The 12,590-nt window shown below is 74.4% G+C and carries 9 protein-coding genes; 2 read left to right on the forward strand and 7 right to left on the reverse strand.

Translation table 11 applies throughout. From position 1 onward, the window contains the following. Positions 1 to 8: 8 nt before the first annotated feature. From AC27L3_RS10800 to lepA, 3 genes are all read right to left on the reverse strand, one after another. Positions 9 to 1,874: a SpoIIE family protein phosphatase gene (locus tag AC27L3_RS10800; RefSeq protein WP_487233778.1), complete on the reverse strand. Its 1,866-nt coding sequence runs from the start codon at positions 1,872 to 1,874 to the stop codon at positions 9 to 11. Positions 1,875 to 2,033: 159 nt separating this feature from the next. Next, positions 2,034 to 3,920 carry an AMP-dependent synthetase/ligase gene (locus AC27L3_RS10805; RefSeq protein ID WP_487233779.1) on the reverse strand — a complete coding sequence of 629 codons (1,887 nt, stop codon included), beginning with the start codon at positions 3,918 to 3,920 and terminating at the stop codon, positions 2,034 to 2,036. Positions 3,921 to 4,137: 217 nt separating this feature from the next. Beyond that, complete coding sequence (lepA, locus tag AC27L3_RS10810) at positions 4,138 to 6,003, reverse strand: translation elongation factor 4 (RefSeq protein ID WP_487233780.1); 1,866 nt, start codon at positions 6,001 to 6,003, stop codon at positions 4,138 to 4,140. A 211-nt stretch (positions 6,004 to 6,214) separates the two neighbouring features. Here lepA and rpsT point away from each other — a divergent pair, with 211 nt between their 5' ends. After that, complete coding sequence (gene rpsT, locus AC27L3_RS10815) at positions 6,215 to 6,475, forward strand: 30S ribosomal protein S20 (RefSeq protein WP_487233781.1); 261 nt, start codon at positions 6,215 to 6,217, stop codon at positions 6,473 to 6,475. Positions 6,476 to 6,752: 277 nt separating this feature from the next. Here rpsT and holA read toward each other — a convergent pair whose 3' ends face one another. Next, positions 6,753 to 7,742: a DNA polymerase III subunit delta gene (gene holA, locus AC27L3_RS10820; protein WP_487233782.1), complete on the reverse strand. Its 990-nt coding sequence runs from the start codon at positions 7,740 to 7,742 to the stop codon at positions 6,753 to 6,755. A gap of 54 nt (positions 7,743 to 7,796) precedes the next feature. Between holA and AC27L3_RS10825 the strand changes: the two genes are divergently transcribed. Beyond that, entirely contained in the window at positions 7,797 to 8,093 is a 297-nt protein-coding gene (locus AC27L3_RS10825; RefSeq protein ID WP_487233783.1) for a hypothetical protein, read from the forward strand. 198 nt (positions 8,094 to 8,291) lie between these two features. Here AC27L3_RS10825 and AC27L3_RS10830 read toward each other — a convergent pair whose 3' ends face one another. From AC27L3_RS10830 to AC27L3_RS10840, 3 genes are read right to left on the reverse strand one after another with little or no spacing between them, the layout of a single operon-like run. Continuing rightward, the gene (locus AC27L3_RS10830; RefSeq protein ID WP_487233784.1) at positions 8,292 to 9,101 is read right to left on the reverse strand and encodes an arylamine N-acetyltransferase family protein; all 810 of its coding nucleotides are present in this window, start codon (positions 9,099 to 9,101) and stop codon (positions 8,292 to 8,294) included. Further along, complete coding sequence (locus AC27L3_RS10835; RefSeq protein WP_487233785.1) at positions 8,999 to 11,650, reverse strand: ComEC/Rec2 family competence protein; 2,652 nt, start codon at positions 11,648 to 11,650, stop codon at positions 8,999 to 9,001. Before AC27L3_RS10835 ends, AC27L3_RS10830 begins: the two co-directional genes overlap by 103 nt. Next, positions 11,647 to 12,474, reverse strand: coding sequence for a ComEA family DNA-binding protein (locus AC27L3_RS10840; protein WP_487233786.1), 828 nt, complete (start codon positions 12,472 to 12,474; stop codon positions 11,647 to 11,649). Before AC27L3_RS10840 ends, AC27L3_RS10835 begins: the two co-directional genes overlap by 4 nt. Between the last annotated feature and the right edge of the window lie 116 nt (positions 12,475 to 12,590).

A 12,590-nucleotide genomic window follows, 5' to 3' on the forward strand; every position in this document is an offset into this window, starting at 1 on the left:
GCCGGGGGTTACTCGGCTCGGAGCACCAGCAGGGCGAGGTCGTCGTCGGGAGGGGTGGGGGCGAAGGCGTGGACGGCGTCGCGGATGCGCCGGGCGACGCCTTCGGCGGTCAGGCCGGTGCAGGCGGTGAGGGTGGCGGCCAGGCCGTCGGCGTCGTCGAAGAGGCGGTTGCCGGCCTTGCGCTCGGTGACGCCGTCGGTGACGCACAGCAGGGTGTCGCCGGCGGCCATGTCGAAGGTCTGGCTGCTGTAGGCGACCTCTTCGACGACGCCGAGCAGTATCTGCGGGGCGCCCACGGCCCGTACGGAGCCGTCGGGGCGCAGCAGGAGGGGCAGGGGGTGGCCGGCGCTGGCGAGGGTGCAGCGGACGCCGGAGCCGCCGTCGGTGCGGGGCACGAGCTGTCCGTGGAGGAGGGAGAGGAAGCGGGGGGCGGGGCCGGGGGCGTCCTCGGCGGCCTCCTCGGCGAGCATGTGGTTGAGGCGGGTGAGCACGTCGGCGACGCCGTAGCCCTCCTTGGCCAGCAGGCGCAGCCAGGGGCGGACGAGGCCGGTGGTGACGGCCGCTTCGGGGCCGCTGCCGCAGACGTCGCCGAGGGCGAAGCACCAGCGGTCGTCGCCGGCGGCGAAGACGTCGTAGAAGTCGCCGCCGGCGGCGGTGTCGCCGCAGGGTTCGTAGACGACGGCCTTGTCGATGCCGGGGATGTGGGCGACGCCGCGGGGCAGCAGGCCGCGCTGGAGGATGGTGCTGATGGTGGCCTGGCGGGTGTACTGCCGGGCGGAGGCGAGGGCCTGGGCGAGGCGGCGGGCGAAGTCCTCGGTGAGGCCGGTGACGTCGTCGCCGAGGCCGGGGCCGGCGGTGCGGCCGAGCAGGAGGGTGCCCAGGGCCCGGCCGCCGGCGACGAGGCGGCAGGCGAGGGCGGGCCCGTGCGGGGCGCCGGTGGGGGCGGGGCCCGGCGGGTCCTGGCGGTACGGCCAGGGGGCGGGCCGGCCGGTGGCGGGCAGCAGGGGCGGGGCGTGCAGGAGGGCGGCGCGCAGGGGCTCGGTGCGGCGTTCGTCGGCGTGCCAGACGCAGGACAGGCGCGGGGCGGGGTGAATGGTGCCGGGGGCGGACTCGGCGTCGAGCCACACGGCGCACCAGTCGGCGAGCCGGGGGACGGCGAGCTGGGCGGCCAGCGAGGCGACGGTGTCCTCGTCGAACTGGCCGGCGAGCAGCTCGGAGGTCTCGGCGAGGAAGGACAGGGCGCGGTGGCGGCCGGTGTCGGCGGGCGGCCGGGCGGGGGGCTCGGGGCAGGAGCCGGGGCCGAGGTTCTCGGCGACGCGCAGGTCGCGCAGGAGCGCCTGGTCGGAGAGGGCGGGCGGTTCGCCGGCGCGGTCGGGGCGGCTGGTGGGCAGGTGGAACCACACCGTTTTGTCGGTGCGGCGGTAGGCGGTGCCCCAGGTCTCGGCGAGCTCGGCGACCAGGCGGAGGCCGCGGCCGCAGTGGGCGGGGCCGTCGCGCTCGCCGGGGGCGGGGCGGCGGGCGCGGAACTCGCGGGTGGGGTGGTGGTCGGTGACCTCCACGACGAGGCTGCCGCCGCGGGCGGGGTCGAGGCGGCATTCGAGGTCGACGGAGGTGCCGGCGTGCACCACGGCGTTGGTGACGAGCTCGCTGACCAGCAGCGTGGCGTCGTAGGTGACGACGTCGTGGGCGTTCCAGCCGGCGAGCACGGTGCGCACGAAGCGGCGGGCGGCGGAGGGCGCGCGGGCGTCGCCGGGCAGGCTGGTGCGGGCGGTGGCCGACTGGCCCGGGCAGCCGCCGGTGGCCTGCGCGCCCGCTCTGCGGGAGGGTGCGCGGGCAACCGGCGCGCCGTTTCCGGACGTTGGCGATGTCCTCACGGTGACGCTCCTGACCGCTTACGGCATAGTGCGGGATTCACCACCGCCAGGGTGACAGACGGGCGGTGCCCAGGTGCGCCGAGTTGGGCAAGTGGACGCTTTGGGAGTACGGCGGGCATGGGGCGCGAAGGACGGGGCAGGAGCCGCCGTCCGGGCCTCTCACGCCTCGCGGGCCCCTGCGTACATCTCCTCGATCAGGTCCTTGTACGTGCGCTCGACGACCGGCCGCTTGAGCTTGAGGCTGGGGGTGAGTTCGCCGTGCTCGACGTCCAGTTCGCGCGGCAGCAGACGGAACTTCTTGATCGTCTGCCAGCGCTGCAGGCCCTCGTTGAGCCGCTGCACGTAGCCCTCGACCATGGCGTGGGTCTCGGGGGCGGCGACCACCTCCGCGTACGGCTTGCCGGCCAGGCCGTGGCCCTCGGCCCAGTCGAGGACGGCGGGGCCGTCGAGGGCGATGAGGGCGGTGCAGTAGTTCCGGTCGGCGCCGTGCACGAGGATGCTGGAGACGAACGGGCACACGGCCTTGAAGCGGCCCTCGATCTCGGCGGGCGCGACGTACTTGCCGCCGGAGGTCTTGATGAGGTCCTTCTTGCGGTCGGTGATGCGCAGGTAGCCGTCCGGGGAGAGTTCGCCGATGTCGCCGGTGTGGAACCAGCCGTCGGGCTCCAGCACCTCCGCGGTCTTCTCCGGCTGGCGGTGGTAGCCCTCCATGACGCCGGGGCCGCGCAGCAGGATCTCGCCGTCGTCGGCGATGCGCACCTCGGTGCCCGGCAGGGGCTTGCCGACGGTGCCGGTGCGGTAGGCATCGCCGGGGTTGACGAGGTTGGCGGCGCTGGTCTCGGTCAGGCCGTAGCCCTCCAGGATGTGGATGCCGGCGCCGGCGAAGAAGTAGCCGATGTCGGGGGCGAGGGCGGAGGCGCCGGAGACGCAGGCGCGCAGCCGGCCGCCGAACGCCTCGCGGATCTTGGCGTAGACGAGGGCGTCGGCGACGCGGTGCTTGGCGGCGAGGGCGAAGGGAACGGCCTTGCTGCCGGTGCGGCGGTAGTTGTCCTGGGAGACCTTGGCGTACTCGCGGGCGACGTCGGCGGCCCAGCGGAAGATCTTGTACTTGGCGCCGCCGCCGGCGCGCGCCTTGGCGGCGACGCCGTTGTAGACCTTCTCGAAGATGCGCGGGACGGCGGCCATGTAGGTGGGCCGCACGACCGGCAGGTTCTCCACGATCTTGTCGATGCGGCCGTCGACGGCGGTGATGTGGCCGACGGCGATGTGGCCGGTGGTGAGCACCTTGCCGAAGACGTGGGCGAGCGGCAGCCACAGATACTGCACGTCCTCGGGCTGCACCAGCTCGGTGGCCTCGATCGCCCGGGACATGTACGACCAGGCGTCGTGCCGCAGCCGTACGCCCTTGGGGCGGCCGGTGGTGCCGGAGGTGTAGATGAGGGTGGCCAGCTGCTCGGGGCGCAGGGCCTCGATGCGCTCGCGGACGGCCTGCGGACGGCGTTCGAGCAGGGCGGCGCCGCGCTTCTCGAGGTCGGCGAGGGAGAGGACCCAGCCCTCGGGGTCGCCCTCGGCGGGGGTGGCGTCGGCGGCGTCGATCACCACGACGTGGGCGAGGCCGGGCAGCTCGGCGCGGCGCAGCCGGGCCTTGGCGAGCTGGGCGGCGTCCTCGGCGATCAGGATGCGGCACTCGGCGTCGGAGAGCATGAAGGCGGTCTCGTCGGCGTCGGTGCTGGGGTAGACGGGGGTGGTGGCGGCGCCGGCGCACATGATGCCGAGGTCGGCCAGGATCCACTCGACGCGGGTGGCGGAGGCCAGGGCGACGCGCTCCTCGGGGAGGATGCCGAGGTCGACGAGGCCGGCGGCGACGGCGAAGACGCGGTCGGCGGCCTGGCGCCAGGTCAGGGAGGCCCAGGTGTCGGGCCCCTCGCCGGCGGCCGGTACGGGGTAGCGGTAGGCCTCCGCGTCGGGGGTGGCCTCGACCCGGTCGAGGAAGAGGGTCGCCACGGAGGGCGGCCGGTTCTCGATCAAAGCCTGCGTCTCGGTCACGGCATCCTCCGGGGCCCGCCTCGTTGCTGGTGACTCGCGAGTAACCTTCGAGCAGTGATCAGGGTAGGCCGGAAGAGCCCGTCGCGTAAGAGTGCGGAACCGGCTGATCAAGCGCCGGTCGGCGGAGGATTTTCGCAGACCCGGCAATAGTCCGCGCCGCGGATCGTGCGGTGATGCCGCCGTGCCCCGGCCGGAAGCCCGGCCGGGGCACGCGCTGTCACTTCTTGCCCTTGTCGCCCTCGTCGCTGGAGAGCACCGCGATGAAGGCGTCCTGCGGCACCTCGACGCTGCCGACCATCTTCATCCGCTTCTTGCCCTCCTTCTGCTTCTCCAGCAGCTTCCGCTTGCGGGAGATGTCACCGCCGTAGCACTTGGCGAGGACGTCCTTGCGGATGGCGCGGATGGTCTCGCGGGCGATGACACGGGAGCCGATGGCCGCCTGGACCGGCACCTCGAAGGCCTGCCGGGGGATGAGTTCCTTGAGCTTGGCGACCAGCCGCACGCCGTACGCGTAGGCCTTGTCCTTGTGCGTGATGGCGGAGAAGGCGTCGACCTTGTCGCCGTGCAGCAGGATGTCGACCTTGACCAGCTCGCTGGTCTGCTCGCCGGTGGGCTCGTAGTCCAGGGAGGCGTAGCCGCGGGTCTTGGACTTCAGCTGGTCGAAGAAGTCGAAGACGACCTCGGCGAGCGGCAGGGTGTAGCGGATCTCGACGCGGTCCTCGGAGAGGTAGTCCATGCCGAGCAGCACGCCGCGGCGGTTCTGGCACAGCTCCATGATCGAGCCGATGAACTCGCTGGGCGCCAGGACGGTGGCCCGCACGACCGGCTCGTACACCTCGGCGATCTTGCCGGTGGGGAACTCGGAGGGGTTCGTCACCGTGTGCTCGGTGCCGTCCTCCATGACCACGCGGTAGACCACGTTGGGCGCGGTGGCGATCAGCTCCAGGCCGAACTCGCGCTCCAGGCGCTCGCGGATGACCTCCAGGTGCAGCAGGCCGAGGAAGCCCACGCGGAAGCCGAAGCCCAGGGCGGCCGAGGTCTCCGGCTCGTACACCAGTGCGGCGTCGTTGAGCTGGAGCTTGTCGAGGGCGTCGCGCAGCTCGGGGTAGTCCGAGCCGTCCAGCGGGTACAGGCCGGAGAACACCATCGGCTTGGGGTCCTTGTAGCCGCCCAGCGCCTCGCTGGCACCACCGTGCAGCTGGGTGATGGTGTCACCGACCTTGGACTGGCGCACGTCCTTCACACCGGTGATCAGGTAGCCCACCTCGCCGACGGACAGGCCGTCGGCGGGGGTCATCTCCGGCGAGTTGGTGCCGATCTCCAGCAGCTCGTGGGCGGCGCCGGTCGACATCATCTTGATGCGCTCGCGCTTGCTCAGCGTGCCGTCGACGACCTTCACGTACGTCACCACGCCGCGGTAGGCGTCGTAGACCGAGTCGAAGATCATCGCGCGGGCGGGCGCATCCTTGACGCCCACCGGGGCCGGGACGGTCGCGACGACACGGTCGAGCAGCGCCTCGACGCCCATGCCCGTCTTGGCCGACACGCGCAGCACGTCCTCCGGCTCGCAGCCGACGAGGTTGGCCAGCTCCGCGGCGAACTTCTCCGGCTGGGCGGCGGGCAGGTCGATCTTGTTGAGGACCGGGATGATCGTGAGGTCGTTCTCCATCGCCAGGTAGAGGTTGGCGAGGGTCTGCGCCTCGATGCCCTGGGCGGCGTCCACCAGCAGAATGCAGCCCTCGCACGCGGCCAGGGAGCGGGAGACCTCGTAGGTGAAGTCGACGTGGCCCGGGGTGTCGATCATGTTCAGGATGTGGGTGGCACCCGCACCCTCGCCCTCGGTGGGCGCCCAGGGCAGACGGACCGCCTGGGACTTGATCGTGATGCCGCGCTCGCGCTCGATGTCCATCCGGTCGAGGTACTGCGCACGCATCTGCCGCTGGTCGACCACACCGGTCAGCTGGAGCATCCGGTCGGCGAGCGTCGACTTGCCATGGTCGATGTGCGCGATGATGCAGAAGTTACGGATCAGAGCCGGGTCGGTACGGCTCGGCTCGGGCACGTTGGTAGGGGTCGCGGGCACGCAGGATCCATTCGGTGACTTCGGCGTGTGAACGCCAGTCTCGGCGGGAGTCGGATATACGACGCCTCCATGGTCCCATGACCGGCGGGCTCGGTCCGGTTTGGGACGCCGGGGCGCGTACTGGTAGCCTGGCTCACTGTGTCTTGTCGTGCCCTCTCATCACGCACACGGCACATGATCGAAATCCAACGAACCTGAAAAGGCTCTTTTCGTGGCGAACATCAAGTCCCAGATGAAGCGGAACAAGACCAACGAGAAGGCGCGCCTGCGTAACAAGGCCGTCAAGTCCTCGGTCAAGACCGCTGTCCGCGCGGCCCGTGAGGCCATCGTCGCCGGCGACGCCGAGAAGGCTGTTGCCGCCGTCCGCCTGGCCAGCAAGAAGCTGGACAAGGCCGCGAGCAAGGGCGTCATCCACAAGAACGCCGCCGCCAACAAGAAGTCGGCGCTGGCCAAGCTCGTCTCCGCCAAGTAAGGCCGGACGACACCGTCTGATCGCCGGCTACGGACCCCAGCGGACCCTCTCAACCGCTCCGGACCCGGCACCCCCGCCGCACGCGGCCGTTCGCCACGCGGGTGCGGCACGAGCCTCCTGAGGCTCATCGATCCACCCCGGAGGCCCGGTGCCGCCCTTTCCCCAGGGCCGGCACCGGGCCTCCGGGCGTTTCTCCGGTGAGGGTCTCCCGTAGGGATTGCCCGAAGAGGTCGCCTCAGGGCCTGAAGAGGTTGTCTCAGGGAGCGAGCGCCGCAGGTCAGCGGCTGCCGCTGCGGGCGGCCCGGGCCACGGCGACCACGGCACGCTCCAGGGCGTACTCCGGGTCGTCGCCGCCGCCCTTCACCCCGGCGTCGGCCTCCGCGACGGCGCGCAGCGCCGCGGCGACACCGTCCGCGGACCAGCCGCGCATCTGCTGGCGCACCCGGTCGATCTTCCAGGGCGGCATGCCCAGCTCCCGGGCCAGATCCGCCGGCCGCGCCCCGCGGGGGGCCGAGGCCAGCTTGCCGATGGAGCGGACGCCCTGCGCCAGGGCACTGGTGATCAGCACGGGGGCGACGCCCGTCGCCATGGCCCAGCGCAGCGCCTCCAGCGCCTCGGCCGCCCTGCCCTCCACGGCCCGGTCGGCGACCGTGAAGCTCGACGCCTCCGCCCGGCCGGTGTAGTAGCGGGCGACCACGGCCGCGTCGATGGCGCCTTCGATGTCCGCGACGAGCTGGGAACAGGCGCTCGCCAGCTCCCGCAGGTCGCTGCCGATCGCGTCCACCAGCGCCTGGCATGCCTCCGGCGTCGCCGAGCGGCCCACCGCGCGGAACTCCCCGCGGACGAACGCCAGCCGGTCGGCCGGCTTGGTCATCTTGGGGCAGGCGACCTCGCGCGCCCCCGCCTTGCGGGCCGCATCCAGCAGACCCTTGCCCTTCGCCCCGCCGGCGTGCAGCAGGACGAGGGTGATCTCCTCGGCGGGCGCGGTCAGATAGCCCTTGACGTCCTTGATCGTGTCCGCCGACAGGTCCTGCGCGTTGCGGACGATCACGACCTTGCGCTCGGCGAACAGCGACGGACTGGTCAGCTCGGCCAGCGTCCCCGGCTGGAGCGCGTCGGGGGTCAGATCCCGGACGTCGGTGTCGGCATCGGCCGCCCGGGCGGCCGCGACCACCTCCTGCACGGCGCGGTCGAGGAGGAGATCCTCCTGCCCCACGGCGAGCGTGACGGGGGCGAGCAGGTCGTCGGGTGCAGTCTTCCTGGCCATCGGGAACAGCATCCCATGCCCCAGTGACAGACCCCCTCGTACGCCCGTGATCCCATGCCGCACAATGGGCGGGTGACCAGCGCTTCCTCCTATATCTCCACTTCATCAGAACCCCTCCGGCACCTGCTCGTGCTGCCCGACCGCGACGCCGCCGAGGAGGCCGCGGACGAGGCCGGCCGGCGCTTCGGCCTCGACGAGGACCCCCAGGTCGTGCGCGAGGCGCTCGCCGGCGAGGACGACGCCGAGGACGCCCAGTGGCTGGTGGTCCTCGAGGACCCCGACGGCGACCTCGACGTCGCCGCCCTGCGCGAGCTCGCCGACGAGTACGACGGCTGGCTCGAGGTCGAGTGACGCGTCGCGTCGCGCGCTGAGCAGCGCCCCGTAGGGGCGCGGGGCGTTGTCGATCTGCGGCTGCCGCCGCGTGGGCGCGACAAGTCACGGCGCGCCCGCGGACGGGGGCTGTGCTGTGACCGGGCCTCGGGGTGGCGCGTCGACTGCGGGCCGTCGGTGGCCGATCGCGCAGTTCCCCGCGCCCCTGCGGGGCGCCCCCTAGGCCAGGGGGCGGACCTCCGGTATCCGCTCCAGTTCGATGCCGAAGTGCTCCCGGTAGGCGGGCAGCAGCTCCTGATCGGTCAGCGTCCTCTCCTCCCGGCCACCGGGGCCGGAGGTGATCAGCGTCCGTCCGGCGAGGGTGATCCGCCCGCCCGAACCGGTCGGCCGGGAGCACAGCACCGACCGGGTGAACGGCGACTGCGGCGACGTACGGTGCCACCAGCTGCCGCCCTCGAAGTCGGCCAGCTCCCGCGGCCGCCGCTCCAGGCGGTACTGCACCTCCCCGTTCCTGACGACGTCCAGGTCACCCTCCTGCGTCTCCACGATCCGGAACACCCCCGACGGGTCCGCCTGCTCGCCGCGCTCGGCCAGGCGCAGCGGCACCTGGCTGTTGCGGCCGAAGCCGACGTCCACCAGGAACGACTCCCCCGCCCCCTCCTCCCCTTCCTTCTCGTTTCCCTCGATGTCCACCTGCAGGGCCATGTGGTCGAAGGGAATGCCGAAGCGTCCCTGCGGGTCCGCCACCCGGCCCGCGAGCAGGCTCACCCGGTAGCCGAGTGCCGTCAGCAGTTCGGCGAAGGCACCGTTGAGCTCGTAGCAGAAGCCGCCCCGCGCCCGCCGCACCACCTTGTCGACCAGGGCCGCGCCCTCCAGGGCGATCTCCTCTCCCAGATGGATGGAGAGGTTCTCGAAGGGCACCGCGATCACGTGGCGCAGGTGCAGCTCGCGCAGCGCCTCGAGGGTGGGGGCGACCGGGCGGCGGGCCCCGATGCGCCCGAGGTAGGCGTCCGTATCCGTTGTTTGCATGGCAGTTGTGTGCATGGCAGCTTTCTATCCCCCGTCAGGAACGGTCCGGACGCGGGGTCCCGGCGCCGCCGGCGGGCGCGGCCGCTCGTCGCCGCCGTCGCCGGGCCGGTGACGGCGAGGGCCCCGCCGGTGTCGGTGCGCAGGACGACCGTGCCGCGCTCGCGCAGCGCCCGTACCGTGCGGTCGGCCGGGTGCCCGTAGGGGTTGCCGGTGCCCACCGAGATCAGGGCCAGGCGCGGGGCGAGCCCGGCAAGGAGGCGGGGGTCCTGGTGGGCGGAGCCGTGGTGGGCCACTTTGACGACGTCCACGGGCGGCAGGCCGGGGTGGGTCTCCCACAACTCCTGCTGTGCGGGCGGCTCCAGGTCGCCCAGCAACAGGAGCGTGAGCCCGAAGCTGCGGACGAGCAGCACGACGCTGGCGTCGTTGGGGCCGTCCTCGGCCACGGCGGACGTCCCGGCGGCCGGTGGCCACAGCACCTCCCAGGACAGCTCTCCCCAGTGGCGCCGCTCCCCCGGCACGGCTTCGACGACGGGCACCCGGGCCCGGGCGGCCTCGCGGGCGACGAAGGCCGCCCGCCCCGGCGGGTCGGCGAAGGCCGTCGTCTCGACGGCGCCGACCGCCCTCCCGTGCAGCACTCCGGGCAGGCCGTCCACGTGGTCGGCGTGGAAGTGGGTCAGCAGCAGGAGCGGCACGGTGTCGACGTCCAGGTCGCGCAGGCAGCGGTCGACGGCCTGCGGTTCGGGGCCGGCGTCGACGACGACGGCCGTATGCGGGCCGGCGGCAAGGGCGAGTGCGTCCCCTTGGCCGACGTCGCAGGCCACCAGCCGCCAGCCGGGCGGCGGCCAGCCGGTGACGGCCCTCTCCAGCGGGGCGGGGCGCAGGACGGCGAGCAGGAGCAGCAGCGCGCAGGCCGCGCAGGCCCAGGGCCGCCGGAGCAGCCGGGGCGCCAGCAGCGCCGCGACGGTCGTCACCGCGGCGAGCGCGAGAGCACCGGCCCACCCGCCCGGCCACGGCACCCCGGCGCCCGGCAGCCCGGCCCCCGTCCGGGCCACGGCGGCCGTCCACAGCACCGGCCAGCCGGCCAGGCGGGCGAGCTGCTCGGCGACCGGCATGGCCAGCGGGGCGGTGGCCAGGACGGCGAAGCCCAGGACGGTGGCCGGGGCGACCGCCGGCTCGGCCAGCAGGTTGCAGGGCACCGCCACCAGGCTCACCCGGGCCGCCAGGACGGCCAGCACGGGGGCGCACACGGCCTGGGCGGCGCCCGCCGCCGCCAGGGCCTCGGCGATCCGGGACGGCACGCCGCGGCGCCGCAGGGCGCCGCTCCAGCGCGGGGCGAGGGTGAGCAGGGCGCCGGTGGCCAGCACGGAGAGCAGGAAGCCGTAGTCGCGGGCGAGCCAGGGGTCGTACAGCACCAGCAGCACGACCGCCGCGGCCAGGGCCGGGAGCAGGCTGCGCCTGCGGCCCGTGGCGAGGGCGAGCAGGGTGATCAGGCCGCAGGCGGCGGCCCGCAGCACGCTCGGGCCCGGGCGGCAGACGAGAACGAAGCCGAGCACGAGCCCGCCGCCCAGCACCGCGGTCGGCCGCAGCGGAATCCCCAGCCGGCCCGCGAGCCCGCGCCGCTCGGCGCGGGCGGCGAGGTGCGGTGGTCCGGTCAGGAGCACCAGGAGGACAGCGAGGTTGCCTCCGGAAACGGCCAGAAGGTGAGCCAGATCCGTGGCCCGGAAGGCCTCGTCCAGCTCGGCCGGCACGCGTGAGGTGTCGCCGACGACCAGGCCCGGCAGCAGGGCGCGGGCGTCCGGGGCCAGCCCGTCCGACGCCGTGCGCAGGCCCGCCCTCAGCCGGCCCGCGAACCGCTGGACCGCGGACGGCCCCATCAGGATCTGCGGCGGCCCGTCGCCCCTGACCCGCAGGACGGCCGCCATGCGGTCGCCCTCCCGGGTGGGCGGCGCGAGCCGGCCCTCGGCACGCACCCGGGTGGACGGCAGGAGCCCCAGCCATGATTGACGGGCCATCAGCAGGGCGGGGGTGCGCACGGCCGTCACGGTGCCCTGCGCGGTGACCACGCGGGTCGCCTCGGCCTCCAGCACCACGGCGGGCGCCGCCTGTGCGGCACCACCCGCCCGCGGCCGGGTGGCCCGGGGGTCCCCGGTGACGGTCGCCTCGACGGTGACCCGCGCGTACTGCCGCGCCAGCTGCGGGAGCGGCCCGCGCCGTGTCTGCGCGCCCGCCAGCCCGCCCACCGCCGCCCCGGCCGCGGCGCACAGCAGCGCGGCCGCCACCGCTGCGGCCACTGCAGCTGCGCGCGGCCGCCCTGCCTCCGGCACGCGCCGGGCCCGGGCGCGGGCGGCCAGGACGCGGACGGCCAGGGCGAGGCTCCCCGCGGCGACCACGGCGCCCGCGCACATCGCCCAGGCCACCGGGGCGTCCGCCGTCAGGCAGATCGCCGCCGCGCCCCACGTGGCGAGTGCGGGGACCACCAGGCGCAGGTCGGGCGGCCCCTCGGCGGGCCCGGGCGCCCGCGCTTCGCGGTCCACGGCGGTGCCGGTCACGGCTGGACCAGGGGCTTGAGGTCGGCGAAGCGGCGGGCACCGATGCCGGTGACGTGCTGGAGATCGGCGACCGAGCGGAAGCCGCCGTGCTGGTCGCGGTAGTCCACGATGTGCCGGGCCAGGACGGGCCCGACGCCCGGGAGGGCCTCCAGCTGCTGGGCCGTCGCGGAGTTCAGGCTGACGGGCCCCGCGGCGGCGCCCGGTGCGGTGCCCGCGGCAGGCCCGCCCGGCGGCGGCGCGGCACCCGGGCCGGCGCCCACCTGGATCAGCTCGCCGTCGACCAGCACCCGGGCCCGGTTCAGGCCGGAGGTGTCCGTCCCGGGGCGCACTCCCCCGGCGGCCTCCAGCGCGTCCTCCACCCGGGATCCGGCCGGCAGACGGCGCACCCCGGGCTGCCGCACCTTGCCGGCGACGTCGACCACCACGTCCCGCATGCCGGGCCCGCCCCGCACCGGCGGGGACGGCGGCCCGGCAGACGTCCCGGCGACCGGTCGGGGCGGTGCGGGCCGGTCCGGCGGGGCGGCCCCGGCAGCAGGCGCATCCTCCCGCTGCGGCGCATGGACCTCGTGCGGTCGCCCGGACCAGAAGTGGTGCACCGCCAGACCGACGGCCGCCACCAGCACGACCGCCAGTGCCGCGAGCGTCCTGGGCTCGATGCCGCACCGCACCTGCAGCCACACCGGCAGCCGGTCACGGACCGCGCCACGCCAGTCCCGGCGCGGCCGCGCGGGAGCGTTCGGCGGCGAGGCGGCGGCGACGCGGTCACGCAGCGAACCCAGCCCGCGGTCCACGGCGGCCGCCGGAGCGGCAGCGGACACAGGCATGGGGCGCGTCGAGGACGAGGATGCAGGTGCGGGCGCGGATGCAGGCGCGGTTACTGTGCGTGAGCGATCGGCCATGACGCGGGACCGTAGCCCGATCGCCGGATCGCCGCCGGGCA

Source organism: Streptomyces sp. PKA51 (assembly GCF_057552455.1).

Bases quoted from the DNA above. Each gene is read 5' to 3' on its own strand.
- AC27L3_RS10830 (WP_487233784.1), bottom strand. From the start codon at position 9,101: ATGCAAACAACGGATACGGACGCCTACCTCGGGCGCATCGGGGCCCGC.
- AC27L3_RS10825 (WP_487233783.1), top strand. From the start codon at position 7,797: ATGCCGCACAATGGGCGGGTGACCAGCGCTTCCTCCTATATCTCCACT.
- holA (WP_487233782.1), bottom strand. From the start codon at position 7,742: ATGGCCAGGAAGACTGCACCCGACGACCTGCTCGCCCCCGTCACGCTC.
- AC27L3_RS10840 (WP_487233786.1), bottom strand. From the start codon at position 12,474: ATGCCTGTGTCCGCTGCCGCTCCGGCGGCCGCCGTGGACCGCGGGCTG.